At 68.3% G+C, this 15,742-nt stretch carries 14 protein-coding genes and 1 pseudogene; 4 read left to right on the top strand and 11 right to left on the bottom strand.

The window, feature by feature from the left end; translation table 11 throughout:
• Positions 1-136: 136 nt before the first annotated feature.
• Positions 137-961, bottom strand: a complete 825-nt coding sequence (locus tag ACIBI9_RS43825) for a DUF4158 domain-containing protein (RefSeq protein ID WP_397231707.1) — start codon at positions 959-961, stop codon at positions 137-139.
• A 160-nt stretch (positions 962-1,121) separates the two neighbouring features.
• Positions 1,122-2,660, bottom strand: coding sequence for an MFS transporter (locus ACIBI9_RS43820; RefSeq protein ID WP_397231705.1), 1,539 nt, complete (start codon positions 2,658-2,660; stop codon positions 1,122-1,124).
• Positions 2,661-2,717: 57 nt separating this feature from the next.
• Between ACIBI9_RS43820 and ACIBI9_RS43815 the strand changes: the two genes are divergently transcribed.
• Positions 2,718-3,113, top strand: coding sequence for a MerR family transcriptional regulator (locus ACIBI9_RS43815; RefSeq protein WP_397231703.1), 396 nt, complete (start codon positions 2,718-2,720; stop codon positions 3,111-3,113).
• A 637-nt stretch (positions 3,114-3,750) separates the two neighbouring features.
• Here the strand turns inward: ACIBI9_RS43815 and ACIBI9_RS43810 are convergent.
• From ACIBI9_RS43810 to ACIBI9_RS43780, 7 genes and pseudogenes are all read right to left on the bottom strand, one after another.
• Positions 3,751-4,638 (bottom strand): type II CAAX prenyl endopeptidase Rce1 family protein, encoded by an 888-nt coding sequence (locus ACIBI9_RS43810; protein ID WP_397231701.1) that lies wholly within the window; start codon positions 4,636-4,638, stop codon positions 3,751-3,753.
• Between the two features lie 125 nt (positions 4,639-4,763).
• Positions 4,764-5,014: pseudogene (locus tag ACIBI9_RS43805) on the bottom strand (transposase family protein); the annotation flags it as partial.
• A gap of 372 nt (positions 5,015-5,386) precedes the next feature.
• Positions 5,387-5,959, bottom strand: coding sequence for a GNAT family N-acetyltransferase (locus ACIBI9_RS43800; RefSeq protein ID WP_397231699.1), 573 nt, complete (start codon positions 5,957-5,959; stop codon positions 5,387-5,389).
• A 90-nt stretch (positions 5,960-6,049) separates the two neighbouring features.
• Positions 6,050-6,864 (bottom strand): IS5 family transposase gene (locus ACIBI9_RS43795; protein ID WP_397231697.1). Its coding sequence is split into 2 segments (ribosomal slippage): positions 6,050-6,516 and positions 6,516-6,864, totalling 816 coding nucleotides; the frame shifts between segments, so codons are not numbered across the junction.
• 294 nt (positions 6,865-7,158) lie between these two features.
• Complete coding sequence (locus ACIBI9_RS43790; protein ID WP_397231695.1) at positions 7,159-8,547, bottom strand: xylan 1,4-beta-xylosidase; 1,389 nt, start codon at positions 8,545-8,547, stop codon at positions 7,159-7,161.
• Between the two features lie 159 nt (positions 8,548-8,706).
• Positions 8,707-9,456, bottom strand: a complete 750-nt coding sequence (locus ACIBI9_RS43785; protein ID WP_397231693.1) for an SDR family oxidoreductase — start codon at positions 9,454-9,456, stop codon at positions 8,707-8,709.
• Positions 9,457-9,499: 43 nt separating this feature from the next.
• Positions 9,500-10,528 (bottom strand): phosphotransferase family protein, encoded by a 1,029-nt coding sequence (locus tag ACIBI9_RS43780; protein WP_397231691.1) that lies wholly within the window; start codon positions 10,526-10,528, stop codon positions 9,500-9,502.
• A gap of 158 nt (positions 10,529-10,686) precedes the next feature.
• Between ACIBI9_RS43780 and ACIBI9_RS43775 the strand changes: the two genes are divergently transcribed.
• Together ACIBI9_RS43775 and ACIBI9_RS43770 are read left to right on the top strand one after the other, a co-directional pair.
• Positions 10,687-11,769, top strand: a complete 1,083-nt coding sequence (locus ACIBI9_RS43775) for a GNAT family N-acetyltransferase (RefSeq protein ID WP_397231689.1) — start codon at positions 10,687-10,689, stop codon at positions 11,767-11,769.
• The gene (locus tag ACIBI9_RS43770; protein ID WP_397231687.1) at positions 11,766-12,887 is read left to right on the top strand and encodes a DegT/DnrJ/EryC1/StrS family aminotransferase; all 1,122 of its coding nucleotides are present in this window, start codon (positions 11,766-11,768) and stop codon (positions 12,885-12,887) included. Before ACIBI9_RS43775 ends, ACIBI9_RS43770 begins: the two co-directional genes overlap by 4 nt.
• Here the strand turns inward: ACIBI9_RS43770 and ACIBI9_RS43765 are convergent.
• Both ACIBI9_RS43765 and ACIBI9_RS43760 read right to left on the bottom strand, forming a co-directional pair.
• On the bottom strand, positions 12,868-13,575 hold the full coding sequence (locus tag ACIBI9_RS43765; RefSeq protein WP_397231685.1) for a hypothetical protein: 708 nt from the start codon (positions 13,573-13,575) through the stop codon (positions 12,868-12,870). The two genes, ACIBI9_RS43770 and ACIBI9_RS43765, sit on opposite strands and share 20 nt — an antisense overlap.
• 45 nt (positions 13,576-13,620) lie before the next feature.
• On the bottom strand, positions 13,621-15,015 hold the full coding sequence (locus ACIBI9_RS43760) for a PLP-dependent aminotransferase family protein (RefSeq protein WP_397231683.1): 1,395 nt from the start codon (positions 15,013-15,015) through the stop codon (positions 13,621-13,623).
• A 71-nt stretch (positions 15,016-15,086) separates the two neighbouring features.
• Here ACIBI9_RS43760 and ACIBI9_RS43755 point away from each other — a divergent pair, with 71 nt between their 5' ends.
• On the top strand, positions 15,087-15,725 hold the full coding sequence (locus ACIBI9_RS43755; RefSeq protein WP_397231681.1) for a pyridoxamine 5'-phosphate oxidase family protein: 639 nt from the start codon (positions 15,087-15,089) through the stop codon (positions 15,723-15,725).
• The last annotated feature ends 17 nt before the right edge of the window (positions 15,726-15,742 follow it).

Here is a 15,742-nt window from a genome sequence, read left to right as displayed (position 1 = left end):
ATCAGCCGCTCCCTGGTCGCACGCTGCCGAGCGCGAATCTCCTCCAGCTCCGCCTTGGCCCGTTTGACGTGGGAGGCCATCCGCTTGCACAACATCTCGGCCAGGTCATCGCGCGCCCGCATCCGGGCGGTGTGCGTCAGGCAGGCCAGCAACGCCACCTGCTCGACCGGGTCGTAGCGCGACAAGGTGTCGGCGTCCTGGGCGTCGGCCTCTCCCGCGAAGTCGGCGATCTTCCACGCCGCGATGCCGTCCAGCCACGCGTCGGTGTCGCCGAGCGCGTCCACCTGATCCAGCCACGACACCTGATCCCGTAGCCGCGACCAGGTGGCCCGCTGGGCGGGCTTCTTGAGCGTTGAACGTCGATTTGCCGTCCGGCCCGACGACGAGCAAACCCCTCCATCCGGGCCCGGCCGGCCTCGCCCATCCGCCGCAGGATCGTGGCGAAGATGGCGGCGTTCACCTCGGCGCGGACACTGGTGGCCAGGTCCTCCAGCGTCGTGTATCCGAGCAGTTCCAGCCGCAGCCGGAGCAACTCCTCGATCGCCGCGTTGATCAGGTCCGCTGGATTGTTCTTGGCCTGGGCCGCCTTCCGGATCGCCACCGCGGCGATCGCCCTGGCCCGGCCCGCGTCGTACTTCACGTCCTGACGCTGGCGCACCAGCTTGCGATGCGCCTTCGCGCTGCCGGAGGAGCCATGGCCCGGCCAGACGTCCTCGGCCAACTCCAAGCAGCGCCGGACGTGGTCAATCACCACCTCGGGAATCTCGTCCCAGGACGGAAAGCGCGCCATCTTCTGAAAGCACTTCAACGCCAGCACCAGCGCGAAACACGACTCCGGGCTGCCGGTGCGCTGTTCAGCCCAGTCCACCTCCTCCGGCGACGGCGTGAAGAACACGTGCAGCACCCGCGCCGACGTCAGCCGCTTGAACTGCGGATAGGCGGTCCGCTCGATCCACGTCACCTCAGGCCGTCTCTCGCCTCGATCCCGGCGTCCAGACCCCGGAAACCGTAGCGATGATCAACCCTGCCGAACGGCCGTGTTCATCAAACCGCAACCAAACCCAAGCGGAGGGTCACATCACCCGACAAACGAACCCTCTGAGCAGCACCTCAACACCCCACTATCCCTTTCTCCCGTACTTGGTCTGCCACCCGAGTACGGCCAGGGCCAGGGTGGCGACCGCGCCGATCCCGGCGACGAGGTTGAGGCCGGCAGTGAACGCCTCCTGGGCGGGGGCGAGTACGGCTTCCGCCTGTGCGGGCGGAAGGTGTGCGACGGCGGTGACCGCGGCCTCGATCGAGTCGCGGGCGGCGGAGGTCGCCTCCGACGGAAGGCCGGCGGGAATCGCGGTGGGCACGGCCTGACGGTAGACGGCGGCTCCGACGCTGCCCAGGACGGCCACACCCAGGGCCAGGCCGAGTTCGGTGCTCGTTTCGGACATGGCCGCAGCGGATCCGGCCTTCTCGGGCGGGGCGGAGCCGACAACGAGGTCGGTGCCCAGCGCCATGATCGGGCCCTGGCCGATGTAGACGACGACGATGCCGGCAATCAGGAGGGGAAGCCCGGCTGCCTGGTCGAGCAGGGCCAGCAGGAGGAAGCCAGCCGCCGATACCGCCAGGGACCCGGCGACCACGACCCGCTCGGGCAGTCGCCGTACCAGGATGGGGGCAGCCAGGGAGGTGAGGATCATGGCAACCGACGACGGCACCAGCCACAGGCCCGCCGCAAGCGGGGACAGGCCCTCGACTCCCTGGAGGAACCGCGTGACGAACAGGTAGGTGCCGGCGGTGGCGGCCAGGCCCAGGAGCAGGACGAGCAGGGCGCCGGTGAGGGCACGATTCCGGAAGAGCGTCACGTCGAGCACCGGGTCGGCAAGCCCGCGCTGGCGCCGCCAGAACACCACTCCCGCGGCCAGACCTGCCAGGACGATCACGCCGCTCAGGACGGGGTCGCCCCCGTGGGACAGCAGCTTGACGCCGTACACGATCGTCAGCATGGCGACCAGGGAAAGCGCGACGCTGGCCAGGTCGGGCCGCCCTGCGGTGGTGTCGCGGTACTCCGGGAGCAGCAGCGGCCCGCCCATCAGCAGCAGCGCCATCACCGGCACGGCGATCAGGAACGCCGCCCCCCATCCGAACGATTCCAGCAGCGCCCCGCCGACCACCGGCCCCAGAGCGACTCCGCCGGACATGCTCGCCGCCCAGATGCCGATGGCGGTCCCCCGCTGGCGCGCGTCCCGGAACATGTTGCTGATCAGCGCCAGCGTGGAGGGCATCAGCGTCGCCCCCGCAATCCCGAGCAGCGCCCGGGCGGCGATCAGCGCCTCCGCGTTGGGGGCGTACGCGGCGGCCGCCGATGCCATGCCGAACGCCCCCGCTCCCCACATCAGCAGCCTGCGTCGCCCGATCCGGTCGCCCAGCGTCCCCATCGTCACGAGGAATCCGGCGATCATGAACCCGTAGACGTCAGTGATCCACAACATCTGCTCGCTGCTGGGCTGCAGATCCGCCACGAGATGTGGCACTGCGAGGTAGAGCACTGTGACGTCCATGGCCAACAGCAATGTGGGCAGAGCCAGCATCGCGAGCCCGGCCCACTGTCGCGCCCCAGCAACATCCGGTCGCCGACCTGCGACTTCTCGTTTATCTGGCGATGTCATGCGGTCAAGCTAAACTGTCACATCGATGTGACAGTCAAGCCATACGCCGGAGGAAACATGCGCATCGGGGAACTCGAACGACGCACCGGGGTCAACCGCCGCCTCCTGCGCTACTACGAGGAGCAGGGCCTCCTCCGCCCCGAGCGCAAACCCAGCGGCTACCGGGAGTACGTCGAAACGGACGTGGCAACCGTCCGCCACATCCGCAACCTGCTCGCCGCCGGACTGTCCACGACCACCATCGCCGACCTGCTGCCTTGTATGGGCAAGGACGGTGACGCTCTCATCGCCGACTGCCCCGAGCTCCTGCTCGACCTCCACCGCGAACGCGCCCGTATCCAGGCCGCCATCCACGAGCTGGAGACCGCCCGCACCACTCTGGACGCGGTCATCGCCACCGCACCCCCCGAGGCCGAGCAGGCTGCCCGCGCCTTGCTCGCCCCAGCGTCCTGACGGATCCGGTACGGCAGGCGCACGGGCTGCTGGTGCTGGCCATCACCCACCACAAGGGCAACCTGTCATGGATCTGCGGCCCCTGTTCTTGATCGGCTGGCCAGACACCGACGATCATCAGGGGACGCGTTCGTCAGGTGCACACCGAGGTGCCCCCAACACCTGCCTCATCGAGCCGGCGAGCGTCCATCAACCGAGAACGCAACGGCCTTGAGTTCACCGCCGTCAAGCCGGTCGCGGCGACGCATGGCTCGTTCGCCGGCGGTGACCCGCACGCCCACCGATAAGGAATGGGAAGAGTTTCTCGGCCACTTTGAGTGCCGAAAATCGCTTGCGTGAGTGTGGTCGTGCATACAGAACAGGCTGCATTCGTGAGCATGATTGCTCAGCCGAACTGATCTTGCTGGAGGTCGAAGCCATGAGAACCGGGTCGATGACGGAAGGTGACGGTGAGGTGATCTCAGAGAAATAATGAGACGCCTGTGGTCACGTTTCGGGCCTTCCGGGAGAAGTCGCCGAAGGCCGGAAACAGACGTGGAGCCTCCGGTAGACGAGTTCTCACCACAAGAACCCCCGCCGGCCGAAAACATAACGGTATCCCAAGAGAGCTCTACCCGATCTCCCACGCGAAATCGGGTCAGAAGCCGCCAGAATTTGAGGGATGTGATCGACCAGAGGTAGACCCCGAAACCAGAGGGCTGTCCTCGGATAGCGCGCCCTTATCGCTCCTGAACTTCCCGCTGAGCACGATCCAGGCGCTGATCGCGGCGAGCGGGGCGGTGACGAGCAGTGTGATGGTGTTGATGTCGAGGTTGGGCAGAAGCATGCCGGTCAGCAGGAAGAGCACCATGTTGTTACCCGCGTGGGCCAGACTCGATGTCCAGATGGTGCCGCTGCGCAGCCGTAGCCAGGCGAGAATGACCTCCTGAAAGAGGAATGTAACGGTCCAGATGAACAATCCAAGGGGGATGTTCTCGAACTCGATGTAGCCCACGAAGGCCAGCGGGTAGTGCCACACCGCCCAAATAAGTCCGGTGGCGGTCACGGACAGAAGCGGGCGGTCGGTGAAGATACGCATCCTCAGATAGCTGGTCCAGCCGAATTCCTCGCCCCAGTAGACGGGGATGAGCAGGACGACGACCGCCATCAGCAGAGAAAGAGATGCCCAGGCGGGCAGCCCCACCACTATGGTGTCCAGCGGTGACAGGTCCGGACTCCACAATCCCAGGGCCGCTGCTAACCCGACGGCCGCCATGACAACGAGTAGCGGGCCCACCCAGGCGACGACATAGTATGGCCAGCCGCTGCTGAGCCGGAGTGCCAGTCCCGCGTCGCGGAAGCCCTCTCTGGTGATCCAACGGCGGACAATGATAGCCGCTATGGCTGGAAAGAAAGCCATCGGCAGTTGCACCAGGGGATTGACCAGGGACAAGTCCAAGAGGAACCGCGCCCCGAAGATGTATGCCCAGGTCGTCCCGAAACAGATGACAAGAAACGCCACGGTGCCTTTGTTTTTCGTGCCCATCCGCAGTCCTTTCAGCGCTTGGTCTGACGACGAGCACAGATCGTTTCAAAGATGATTGCGCACTCAACTCGACTCTTTGACCGAGATCCTCCTGGATATATCAGCCGTTCGGCCGAGAATGGTCCGAGCAGGGCGAACCCGCGTTCGCCGAGGCATCGCAGGGCGCTCAGGAGTCGGTTGTAGGTGCGGTTGTCCGGGCTGAGGATCTGGTTTCCCTCGGACTGTTTGATCGGGTGTGAATGCCGATCCCGGCGCCGTCGTAGCCGCTGTCGGCGAGAGTGGGCAGGCCGGCTGTGGCTGCGGCGCACAGCGCGCCCAGCACGTGCATGCGAGCGGCGGTCAGATCGTGAACCGATCCTGGTTCGATCTCGTTGAGGACGTCCCCATGAAGGTGAAGGCTTGGGGGTACGCGCTGGAGCGGCTGCGGAGGGGCGAAGAGGCACGTGTCATAGACACGGTTGGCCGGACAAGCACCATCAACCCGAATGTCGACCTGCAGGTGGTCATCGCACCGCCCCAGACCCGCCAGCAGAGGGATGCATTCGAAGAATGCCCAGCAGGTGTTCCAGAATCTGTCCGCTGAAGTTCATGACCTCACTGAGGTGTCAGCTGTCACGGCGAAGGCCGCAGAGTTGGCGCAGACGCTTCGATAGCTGGTGTGCATGGCCCTCGCTGGATGGCGAGTCGACCGGGAATCGGATGTTGAGGAGGCGCCGCCTTTAGAACACAATGAGGTGGTTCGGAGCTCTTAGCAGGCTGGAATCGGCACGACCGACGGCTGCCACTCTCGCCTAATCAACCCGAACACCCACGAGTCGGACACATCGCCGTTTACGATGCAGTCTTCCCGCAACGTCCCTTCACGTACGAATCCGATCTTCTCCAGAACCCGGGCAGATGCCACGTTGCGCGTATCGGTCTCGGCCTGAACACGATTCAGGTCCAGTGTGTCGAATGCCCACCGCAGCAACGCGTGCGCGGCCTCCGTCGCGAAGCCGTGGCCCCACATCGCCTCATCGAGGCAGTAGCCCAGCGACGCACTGCGGTAGTCCGGGTTCCATCCGGTCAGACAGCACCAGCCGACGAAAGCCCCGTCAGAAACACGGTCGATGGCCACCCGCGCCCCGGTGCCTTCGTCCGCCATCTTCCGGCACATCATGATGAAGCGCTCGGCGCGGGCCCGTTCGGTCCACGGCGGGGAGTCCCAGTAGCGCATCACGTAGGTGCTGCTGTGCAGCGCGAAGAGGGCATCCGCGTCGGCGTCGGTAAAGGGGCGCAGTCGCAGGCGAGCGGTGTGCAGCATGGGGGTGGCCAGAGTCATGCGCCTCATCTTGCGTCCTCAGGGGGCGGGCAGACCACCGAATATCGGCCCCGGTCCGGTCCTCACGACTAAGGACCTCCAACCCAATGATCAGCGGGCGAGGCGCCGCCAGCAGATGATGGCGGCGCCGAGGGCCATGAAGGCCTCGTGGATGTCGTCGCGGATCTCCCAGCGGATGCGCAGACGACCGAACCAGTGCAGCAGTGCGATGGTCTGCTCGATCACCCAGCGGTGGACGCCCAGGCCGGAGCCATGCCCAGAACCTCGGCGGGCGATCATCGGCTTCACGCCGGTGGCCCAGACCAGCCGTCGGTACTTGTCGTGGTCGTAGCCTCTGTCGGCGTACAAAACCTTGGGCCGTCGGCGGGGGCGGCCACGCCGCGCCCGCACGGGCGGAATCGACCTCAGCAGCGGCATCAGCTGGGTGACGTCCTTGCGGTTATCACCGGTCAGACTCAGAGCCAGAGGGATGCCGTTGCCATCGGCGATCACGTGATGCTTGGAGCCCGTCTCCCCACGGTCGACCGGGCTCGGACCCGTTTTTGGACCCCCTTCAGCGCCCGGACGTGAGAGCTGTCGATCACCGTCTTGGACCAGTCCAGCCGACCCGCGGCGTGCAACTCCGCCACCAACAGCTTATGCAGGTGCTGCCAGACCCCGGCGGCATGCCAGTCCCGCAGCCGCCGCCAGCAGGTCATCCCCGAACCGAAGCCCAACTCCTGCGGCAGATGCTCCCACGAGATCCCGGTGTAGAGCACAAACAAGATGCCCGACAGCACCTTGCGATCCTCCAGGCGCTTGCGCCCAGGGCGATCGGCACGACGAGGCGCCACCGGCAACAAAGGCTGGATCCTTGCCCACAACTCATCCGGAACTGCCCATGGCGGCTGCGTGCCCTTCGTCACGCCGCGATCAACTCGGGAGCGATCAGCCGTATTCCTAGATCATTTGTTAGAAGTTCTTAGCCTCATGACTTGAGGTGAGGACCCGCTGGGTAACCGGGCAGCCGGTGGGGCCTGAAGCGAGCGAAGCGAGCGGGGTTTTCGGGGTGGGCTCCAGCAGGCCCACCGGGTAACAGGGCAACGGGCGGGGCTGGCGAGCGAAGCGAGCAGGGGGATCGAAAGGGGGGCGGAGCCCCTCTTGGAAGGCAGTGTCTGGATTCTCGTGCGCGAAGCGCCCCCCTGTGGAAGGCCGTGCTTTCAGGTGCCGCCGCGGCCTGACCACTTGATTTCGTGGGGTTTCAGGGTTACCTGGCGGCCGTCCACCGTGGCCGTCACCTCGCGGTCCGAGGTGTTCACCATGACCACCTGGCGTTCCTGGCCGATTGCCTTGATTTTGGGGTCCGAGGTTGTCACGGGCTCGACGCGTACGCCCGCGGGGAACCATTTGGTGAAGCCGCTGAGCAGGCCCGCCATCGGCATCTCTCCGCCCACCTTGGGGCTCCAGAGGCAGCCGGCGCACTCGCCTTCGCTCTTCTGCTGCGGGTTCCAGTAAAGGGCCGTCGTCACGCCGCTCTTGGCGAATTCCATCAGCGCCGTCGCCTGCACCGCCGTGCGCTTCTCCTCCGACCAGCCGGAGTTCTCCGGCTCGACGTACCATTCGGCCCACCACACGGGCAGGTCCTTGCTCTTCTGCCGCAGCCACGTCGTGATGGTGGCGAATTTGGCCTGGGCGGCGAAATCGTCGGGGACGTTGCCCCGATCGTTCGTCATGGACGCGCCGTCCACCACGATGAAGTCGGCGCCCTTCTTGTGGTCCAGCCAGTACGTGACCGCGTCCAGCGCCCGCTGGTCCACGGTGCCCCATGGGCCGGTCAGTTCCGAGGGGCCGCCCTTGGAGTTGGTCTCGATGGGGATGTACGGGCCGCCGACCTGGATGTCCTTGTTCACCTTCTTCAAGGCCGCGTAGACCTTGTTGTACAGCTCGGTGTATCCCTCGGCGTCCCAGCGGTTGGTGGACGGGTCCCAGAAGCCCTTGAACTCGTTCCACACCATGTAGTGCTTGACCGTCGGATACTGCTTGGCGACCCTGGCGGCCAGTTTGGCGTAGTCGTCGAAATTCTCGCGCTTGGGCGCGACCGTGTGGTTCTTGCTCCAGTCCGTACGCCCGGCCTGTCCGCCCTTCATCCAGTCCGGCGCGCAGCACAGCGTGATCACCGGCACCGCCCGCGACGAGGCCATGAACTTCAGCCGCCGGTCCAGATCACGGAAGTTGAACTGTCCGGGACTGGGCTCCGGGTTGCCGACGCCCCAGCCCATGATGTGCTGGTTCTGCAGCATGGGGACCCGGCCGAGCACGCCCCTGGCCTCCTCCACGACCTGCTGCGGCTCGTTGTCGGCGCTGTACTGGGTGTGGGTGACGCCCCAGCGCGGCCAGCTGGCGAGCGCGGGCGGCTGCTCCAGCTGCGGCGCGGGCTCGCTGGGGAGCGTCGTGGCGACGTCGTCGCCCTTGAACACGTCCCGGGACTTGCTGCGCATCGACGCGTAGACCATGATGCCCGCCACCAGTACGACGGCGAGGATGCCTGCTCCCAGCGCGAGCGGCCACGGCGATCGTCTTCGCGCGTGCCGGCCGTCAGTCGGAATCACCGAACGCTCCTCATGCTGCGGCGAAGGTACAAGGACTCACGAACCTACAAGGGCTCAGGATTCTGCGAGGGCTGCGAACGTTCCAGAGAGTGCAAACGTACAAGAGCCTGACCCTTAATACGCTAATCGCCCCACTTGCAAGGCACTTGCCGTTTCCGTTCAGGAGACAGGGGGGCGCTGGCCTCCCGCGGGGCCCGGGACCCCGGCGTAGCGGTACGGGACCGGCGGCCGGCCGGGCTGCACGACCAGGAGCGTGCCGGGGGTCTCGGCGTAGAAGGCGGACTCGACGGCGGCGGCCACGTCCTCGGCCGTGAGCAGCGGGAACCCGGCGTTGACGAACATCTCCCGCGACTCCGCCACCAGCGGCGTGTCCGTGAATCCAGGGCAGACGGCACCGATCCGGATCTTCTGGGCGGCCAGTGGCTCGGCCAGCGCCCTGACCAGGCCGACGACGGCGTGCTTGGTCATCGTGTAGATCGGGTCGCCGGCGAAGCCCACGAGCCCGGCCAGCGACGCGGTGGCCACGATGGCGCCCCCGCCCGACCGCTTGAGCACCGGGACGCTGGCCCGCACGCCGAAGACGACGCCGTCCACGTTCACCCCGACCACCTGGCGGTAACGCGCCGGGTCGAAGTCATCCAGGTCGACCCGGCCCGGGATCCCCGCGTTCAGGTGAACCAGGTCGAGCCGTCCGTAGCGCTGCTCGGCCAGCGCCACCGCCTCCAGCGAGGCCTCCTCGCGGCTGACGTCGGCGGCCAGCCAGGCGCCGTCCACCTCCTTGGCCAGCCTCTCGGCGCCCTCACCGTCGAGGTCGACGAGGACGCACTTGACGCCGCCCGCCGACAGCCGCCGTGCCACCGCGGCCCCGATGCCGCTGGCCGCTCCGGTGATGAGTGCAACTGTGCTCATGGCGTGCTCCTAGCGTCGGGGGTCCTCGCGAAGGCCGGACCGATCAGGGCTGGTCGAGCATGCGGTGCGCACGGGAGATCAGCGTGGGCACCGCGGACCCGATGCGGTCGAATCCCTCCCCAACGGTCTTACCCTGCCGGAACCGGGCGTGGATACCCTCCACGATGACAGCGAGCTTGAAGTTGCCAAAAGCCACATAAAACCCAAGATCCGAAATATCCCGCCCGGAGACCTTGGCGTAGTGCGCGGCGAACTCCGCCGCGTTCATGAACCCCGGCGCCACCGTCACGTCCCCCGCCACGGGGATCCGCGCCCGTTCCTCGTCCCCCTGATCGTGCCAGTACGTCAGCGTCAGCCCCAGGTCGGCCAGCGGATCCCCCAGCGTGGACATCTCCCAGTCCACCACGGCCATGATCTCGATCGGGTCCCCGAACCGGATCAACGTGTTGTCCAGCCGGTAGTCGCCGTGCACCAGCGTGCTGTCGGAGGCGGCGGGCAGGCGCTCCCGCAGCCGCTCCACCAACCGGTCGTACTCGGGCAGGTCGGCCGTCTTCGACCGCTCCCACTGCTGCCCCCACCGTTCGAGCTGCCTGGCCATGTAGCCCTCGGGCCGCCCGAAGTCCCCGAGCCCCACCTCGCGATAGTCCACCGCGTGGATGGCCGCCAGCACCTCGGCCAGCCGCTCCGACAGCCGCCGCGTCTGCGCCTGCGACGGCGAGCCGAGCTCCTCCCGGTTCCGTACGGCGGCCCCCTCCACGTACCCCATGAGATAGAACGGCGCCCCGACGACGGACTCGTCGGCACAGAACACGACCGGCGAGGGCACCGGCACGGGCGTGGCCGCCAGGGCCGAGATGACCCGCCACTCGCGCCGCATGTCGTGGGCGGTGGGCAGCACGTGGCCGAGCGGCGGCCGGCGCAGCACCAGCCGCCGGTCGCGGGCCTCGATCAGGTAGGTGAGGTTGGACCTGCCGCCCGAGATCAGCGAGACGGACAGCGGCTCGCCCGCGTCGGGCACGTTCCGGCCCATCCACGCGATCAGGGCGGGCCAGTCGATGCCAGGTACGGTCATGAACACAGATTAGAACGCCACTCGGTCCTGAACACCACCTGAGAGTTCGGTAACGTTCGGGACCTGCGGTTACGCCTGGTCTGGTAATAACCTTTACCCTGGCTGTACAGGTCCCCCCTCAAGCTTGAGTCACAGTGGCATGCCGACGGTAGGAGCCCATGCGCGTCACCCTTGCCCTGCCCCGTGAGCTGGGACAATCCGAAGTGAGCCGCTGGAGGGAGCTGCAGGAGGCGGACCCCGCGCTCAACAGCCCCTTCTTGTCTCCGGAATTCACCATCACGGTAGGCGAACTCCGAAATGTCGTAAGGGTCGCGGTCCTCTACGACGGCCCAGACATCGTCGGCTTCTTCCCCTTCGAACGACATCCGCTCGGCATCGGCAAACCGGTCGCCGCGGGGTTGACCGACGCGCAGGGGATGGTACGTGCCAAAGGCTTCTCCCTCGACCCGCGCCGCCTCATCAAGGAGTGCGGGCTGGCGGTGTACGAGTTCGACCACCTGGTCTCCGGCCAGCCGCTGCTGAACGAGCGGCACGAGAGACATCCGTCGCCGATCATCGATCTGCGCGAAGGCTACGAGCACTACACCGACATCCTCCGGGAGCACTCCGGCAAGACGTACAAGACCACCCTGGCCAAGTCCCGCAAGCTCCAGCGCGAGGCCGGGACGATGCGCCACGACTACGCGACCACCGACCTGGCGCCCCTGCACACGCTGCTCGGCTGGAAGACCGACCAATACCGCCGCACCGGGCGCACCGACAGGTTCGCGCACCGGTGGATCGTGGAGCTGGTCGAGCGGCTGCTGGCCACCCAGTCTGAGAGCTTCGCCGGGGTGCTCGACATGGTCTACGTGGACGGGCGGCCGGTGGCCGGGCATTTCGGTCTCCGTACGCGTACGACGCTCGCCGGGTGGTTCCCCGCCTACGACACGCACTTCGCGAAATACTCCCCCGGCCTCATCCACCACCTGGCCATGGCCGAGCAGGCCGCGGCCAACGGCATCGAGGTGATCGACATGGGCCGGGGCGAGAAGGAGTACAAGGACAAGCTCAAGACGGGCCAGCTCGAAGTCGCCGAGGGTCGGGTGGCCAGGATCGGCCCTGCGGCCGGGGTCCACTGGATGATGCGGGTGCCGGTGCGCAAGACGCGCGCCACGGTGATGGCCAACCCGTTCCTGCTCAAGACCGCCGACAGGGCGCTGAAGACCTACGGACGGCTCCGTACCGTCCTGCAGGGGTGAGGCTCATCGAGGAGCGCACAGGCCGTCGCTGCCTGGCGCTCCCCTCCAACCGTCTCGGCCTCTACCTGGCCTTACGCCACTGGTGCGAGCCTGGCCAGCGGCTGCTCATGTCGCCGATCTCGGCCGACGAGATCCTTTTCCTGGTGCTCGCGGCCGGCCTGCGCCCGGTGATCGCGCCGCTGTCCCCGCGCGACGGCAACATCGACGTCTCCCGCGTCGACCTCGCCGCGGTGGACGCCGTCCTGACGACCAACCTGTACGGCCTGCCCGACGACGCCCCCTCCTTGTCCGGAAAAATCCTGATCGAGGATGTGGCGCACGCCATGGAGACGAGCGTCGGCGGCCGGCCGCTGGGGACGTTCGGCCAGGCCGGGGTGTTCAGCCTCTCCAAGCATCCGGGGGCGGGCTCGGGCGGCGTCCTGGCCGTCGAGCACGAGTCCGACCTGCGCGCGCTCCAGCGTGCCCGTGACGCCCTGCTGGCCCCCGGCTCCCTGAGGGCCGACCTGACCGGCGTGGCCACCTCGATGGCCCGCCAGGTGGCGCTCAGGCTCGACCTCGTACGCCCCGCGCTCAGGCTCATGCGGGCACTCGGCATGCAGGAGGTCCGCGAGGGCTACCGCATCGCCCTGGAGCCGGAGGCCCTGAAGCAGGCGCTCGAGCGGATCCCCGAGCTGCCGCCCTTCGACCCCTGGGTACGCGCCGACCTGCACGACTACCGCGCCCGCCGCGGCCGCGTGGCCCGCTGGTACCAGTCCAGGCGCCTGGCCAAGGTCTCCGCCGACCGCGGACGGCGCCTCGCGGGCGTCGCCGCCCTGGCCGAGCTGCCCACGGTCGCGCCCGCCGTGCGCGACAACGTGCTGCAGCCACTGTTCCGCGTGCCGCTGCTGGTGCGCGACAGAGACGCGGCCATCGCCGAGCTGGAGCGACGCGGGGTGGCCACGGGCTACCTGTACGACCCGCCGTACGACGACTACGCCCCCGCCTTCACCGAGCTCTCCCCCGACCCCGGGCCCGCGCGCTGGTGGGCGCGGCACGTGCTGCCCGTCGACCCGGTGTACGCCGCCCGCGCCCTGCCCGTCCTGCGCGACCTCGAACCCCCTACGCCAGGTCCGCCCTGATCAGCCGCAGGAACGCCTTCAGCCCGGTGATCACCTCCTGGTTGTCGTTCAGCCCGTCCACGGTCTCGTCGAACCGGCGGGCCATGAGGGTCATCCGGCGGCCCAGATCGTGGTCGGCCAGCTCCAGGCCCTGGCGGGCGGCGTTCAGGTCCTCGATGTCCCTTCTGAGGGCCTGCGTGACCGTCTCCAGCTCGGACACCCGCCGGCGCAGGGCGATCACGTCCTCGCGCGGGTAGTTCACCTCCTGCCCGAGCGTCCTGACCCGGTCGCGCAGGTGCTTCGTGTACGCCGCGATCGGCCGGAAAGCGGTGGCGAGCAGGTAGAACCCGGAGAAGTAGTAGCCGAGCTGGGCTCCGGCGAAGAACGTGACGACCGCGATCACGGCGGCGGAGACGAGGTGGCCGGAGATCGCGAGCACGAGCATGCGCCGGGCGATGCGCCGCGCCTCGTCCTCGCGGTGCTGGGCCACCTCGATGCCGGCCTCCCTGGACAGCTGGATCTCGTGGAGGACCTGGCGGGCGGCCAGGCACAGGTTCCACGGGACGGTCAGGACGACGACCAGCCAGAGCAGGCTGACCGCGCCGGCGCCCAGGGAGAGGAGCGTGGACGGTGCCACGCCCGCGTAGAGGATCAGCCAGACGGTGAGCAACGTGACGATCAGGGACGCGAGGAGTAGCCACCATTTCATGGGGTTCAGCATGCTTCGGGGGTGGGGTGGGGGGCGAGAGCTCGGCTACTCAAATCCGCCCTGAGCACCCGTGGAGCGGATGAGGTCGGCGAGGATGCGGCAGCCGCGGCGGACGTCGGCGAGCGAGGCGGAGCCGTAGCCGATCACCACGCCGTGCAGCCGCGCCCGCCCGTGGTGGTGGCGGCCGATGGAGTCGAGCAGGACGCCGCGCTCCCTGGCCCGCTCGACCACGTACGGCTCGACCGACGCGGGCAGTTCGGCCACCACGTGCAGCCCCGCCGTGTCGCCGCGCAGATGGCAGACGGGCCCCAGGAGCTCGACGACCGCGGCACGGCGGCGGGCGTACTCCAGGCGCATCCGGCGCAGGTGCCGGTCGAGGTCGCCGCACTCCAGCAGGTTGATCACGGCCTGCTGGACGGGCCCGCTGGTGCGGTCGCCGACGCTGCGGCGCAGGCGGGCGATGCCGGCGACCAGCTCGGGGTCGCCGACCAGCCAGCCGACGCCCACGTCGGGCGCGAGCGTCTTGGAGAGCGTGCCGAGGAGCACGACCCGCGCGGGGTCCAGGCCGTAGAGGGCGGGCAGCGGGGCGACGTCGTAGCGGAACTCCGCGTCGTAGTCGTCCTCGACGATCGTCGCGCCCGTGCTCCTGGCCCAGGCCAGCAACCGCTCCCTGCGCGGGATCGGGAGCCGGCCCCCCAGGGGGTACTGGTGCGCGGGCGTGGTGTAGAGCACGCGGAGGTCGCCGGGCAGCCCGTCCACGATCACACCGTCCTCGTCCACCGGGCACGGCACCACCTCGGCGCCCCTGGCCGCGAAGACCGTGCGCGCCACGTGGTAGCCCGGGTCCTCGACGCCGGCCCGCGTCCCGTTGCCGAGCAGGGCCAGCGCGCACAGGTCGAGCCCGTTGCCGGTGCCCCTGGTGACCAGGATGTTCTCGGGGCCGACGGCCATGCCTCTGGCCCGTCTCAGGTGGTCGGCCAGCAGCTCTCTGAGGCGCGGCAGGCCGTACGGGGTGGGATCGGCGCCCGGCGGCAGGTCGGCGGCCTTGCGCCAGGCCCGCCTCCACGCCGCCAGGTCGTAGTCGCGCACCCAGGGCTGGCCCGGGGTGAGGTCGATCCAGTCGGCCGGGGCGGGCGGCGGCGCGGGCACGTACGGCGTCTGCTCGCGGGGCGGCGGGGAGACCTCCATGTCGGCCACGAACGTCCCGGAGCCGTGCCGCCCGTCCAGCCACCCCTCGGCGTACAGCTGCTGGTACGCCTCCGTGATCACGGTCCTGCTCACCGCGAGCTGGGTCGCCAGGGAGCGCGTGGAGGGCAGCCGCTCGCCGGGCGCCAGCGTGCCGTCCAGCATGGCGCGCCGCAGCCAGTCGGCGAGCTGCGCGGTCAGCGGCGCGTCCGAATCACGGGAAAGAGAAACGGGCAGGTCAACATGGGTACGCACGGAAGTGGTCTCCGCGAAGGGCTCGATAGTGGCCCTACAGGATAGGTCCACTTCGCGGTTACGGTCGAATCATGCTCTCCACCACTTCCCGTACCGCGCTCGGCCGCTCGAAGGAGCGGAGCAGCAGCGACAGGAACGATCTCCACGAGGTGCTCGACACCGGCCTGGTCTGCCACCTGGGCGTGGTCGTGAACGGCCACCCCATGGTCCTCCCCACGGGCTACGGCCGCATCGGCGAGACCCTCTACCTGCACGGCTCCACGGGGGCCACGACGCTGCGCGCCGCCGACGGAGGCGAGGTGTGCGTCACGGTCACGCACGTGGACGGGATCGTGCTGGCCCGCTCCGTCTTCCACCACTCGGTCAACTACCGTTCGGCGGTCATCTACGGCCGCGCCAGGCTCGTGACGGACCCGGAGGAGCGGATGGCGGGGCTGCGGGCCCTGTCCGAGCAGCTCGCGCCCGGCCAGTGGGACTACGTCAGGCAGCCCAACCGCAAGGAGCTCGCCGCCACCGCCGTGCTGGCCCTGTCGCTTGAGGAGGCGTCCGTCAAGATCAGGCGCGGGGCGCCCAAGGACGAGGAAGAGGACTACGACCTGCCGGTTTGGGCCGGGGTGCTGCCCCTGGTCACCACGTGGGGCGAACCCGAGCCAGATCCGATGCTCCAAGAAGGTATCGATGTGCCTGTTCACATCCTCCATCGGGAGTAGTTCCATTGAGCAGGCAC

This window comes from Nonomuraea sp. NPDC050451, from assembly GCF_044458585.1.
The sequence above is the reverse complement of the archived record's forward strand: the minus strand, read 5'-3'. Positions and strand labels throughout refer to the sequence as shown.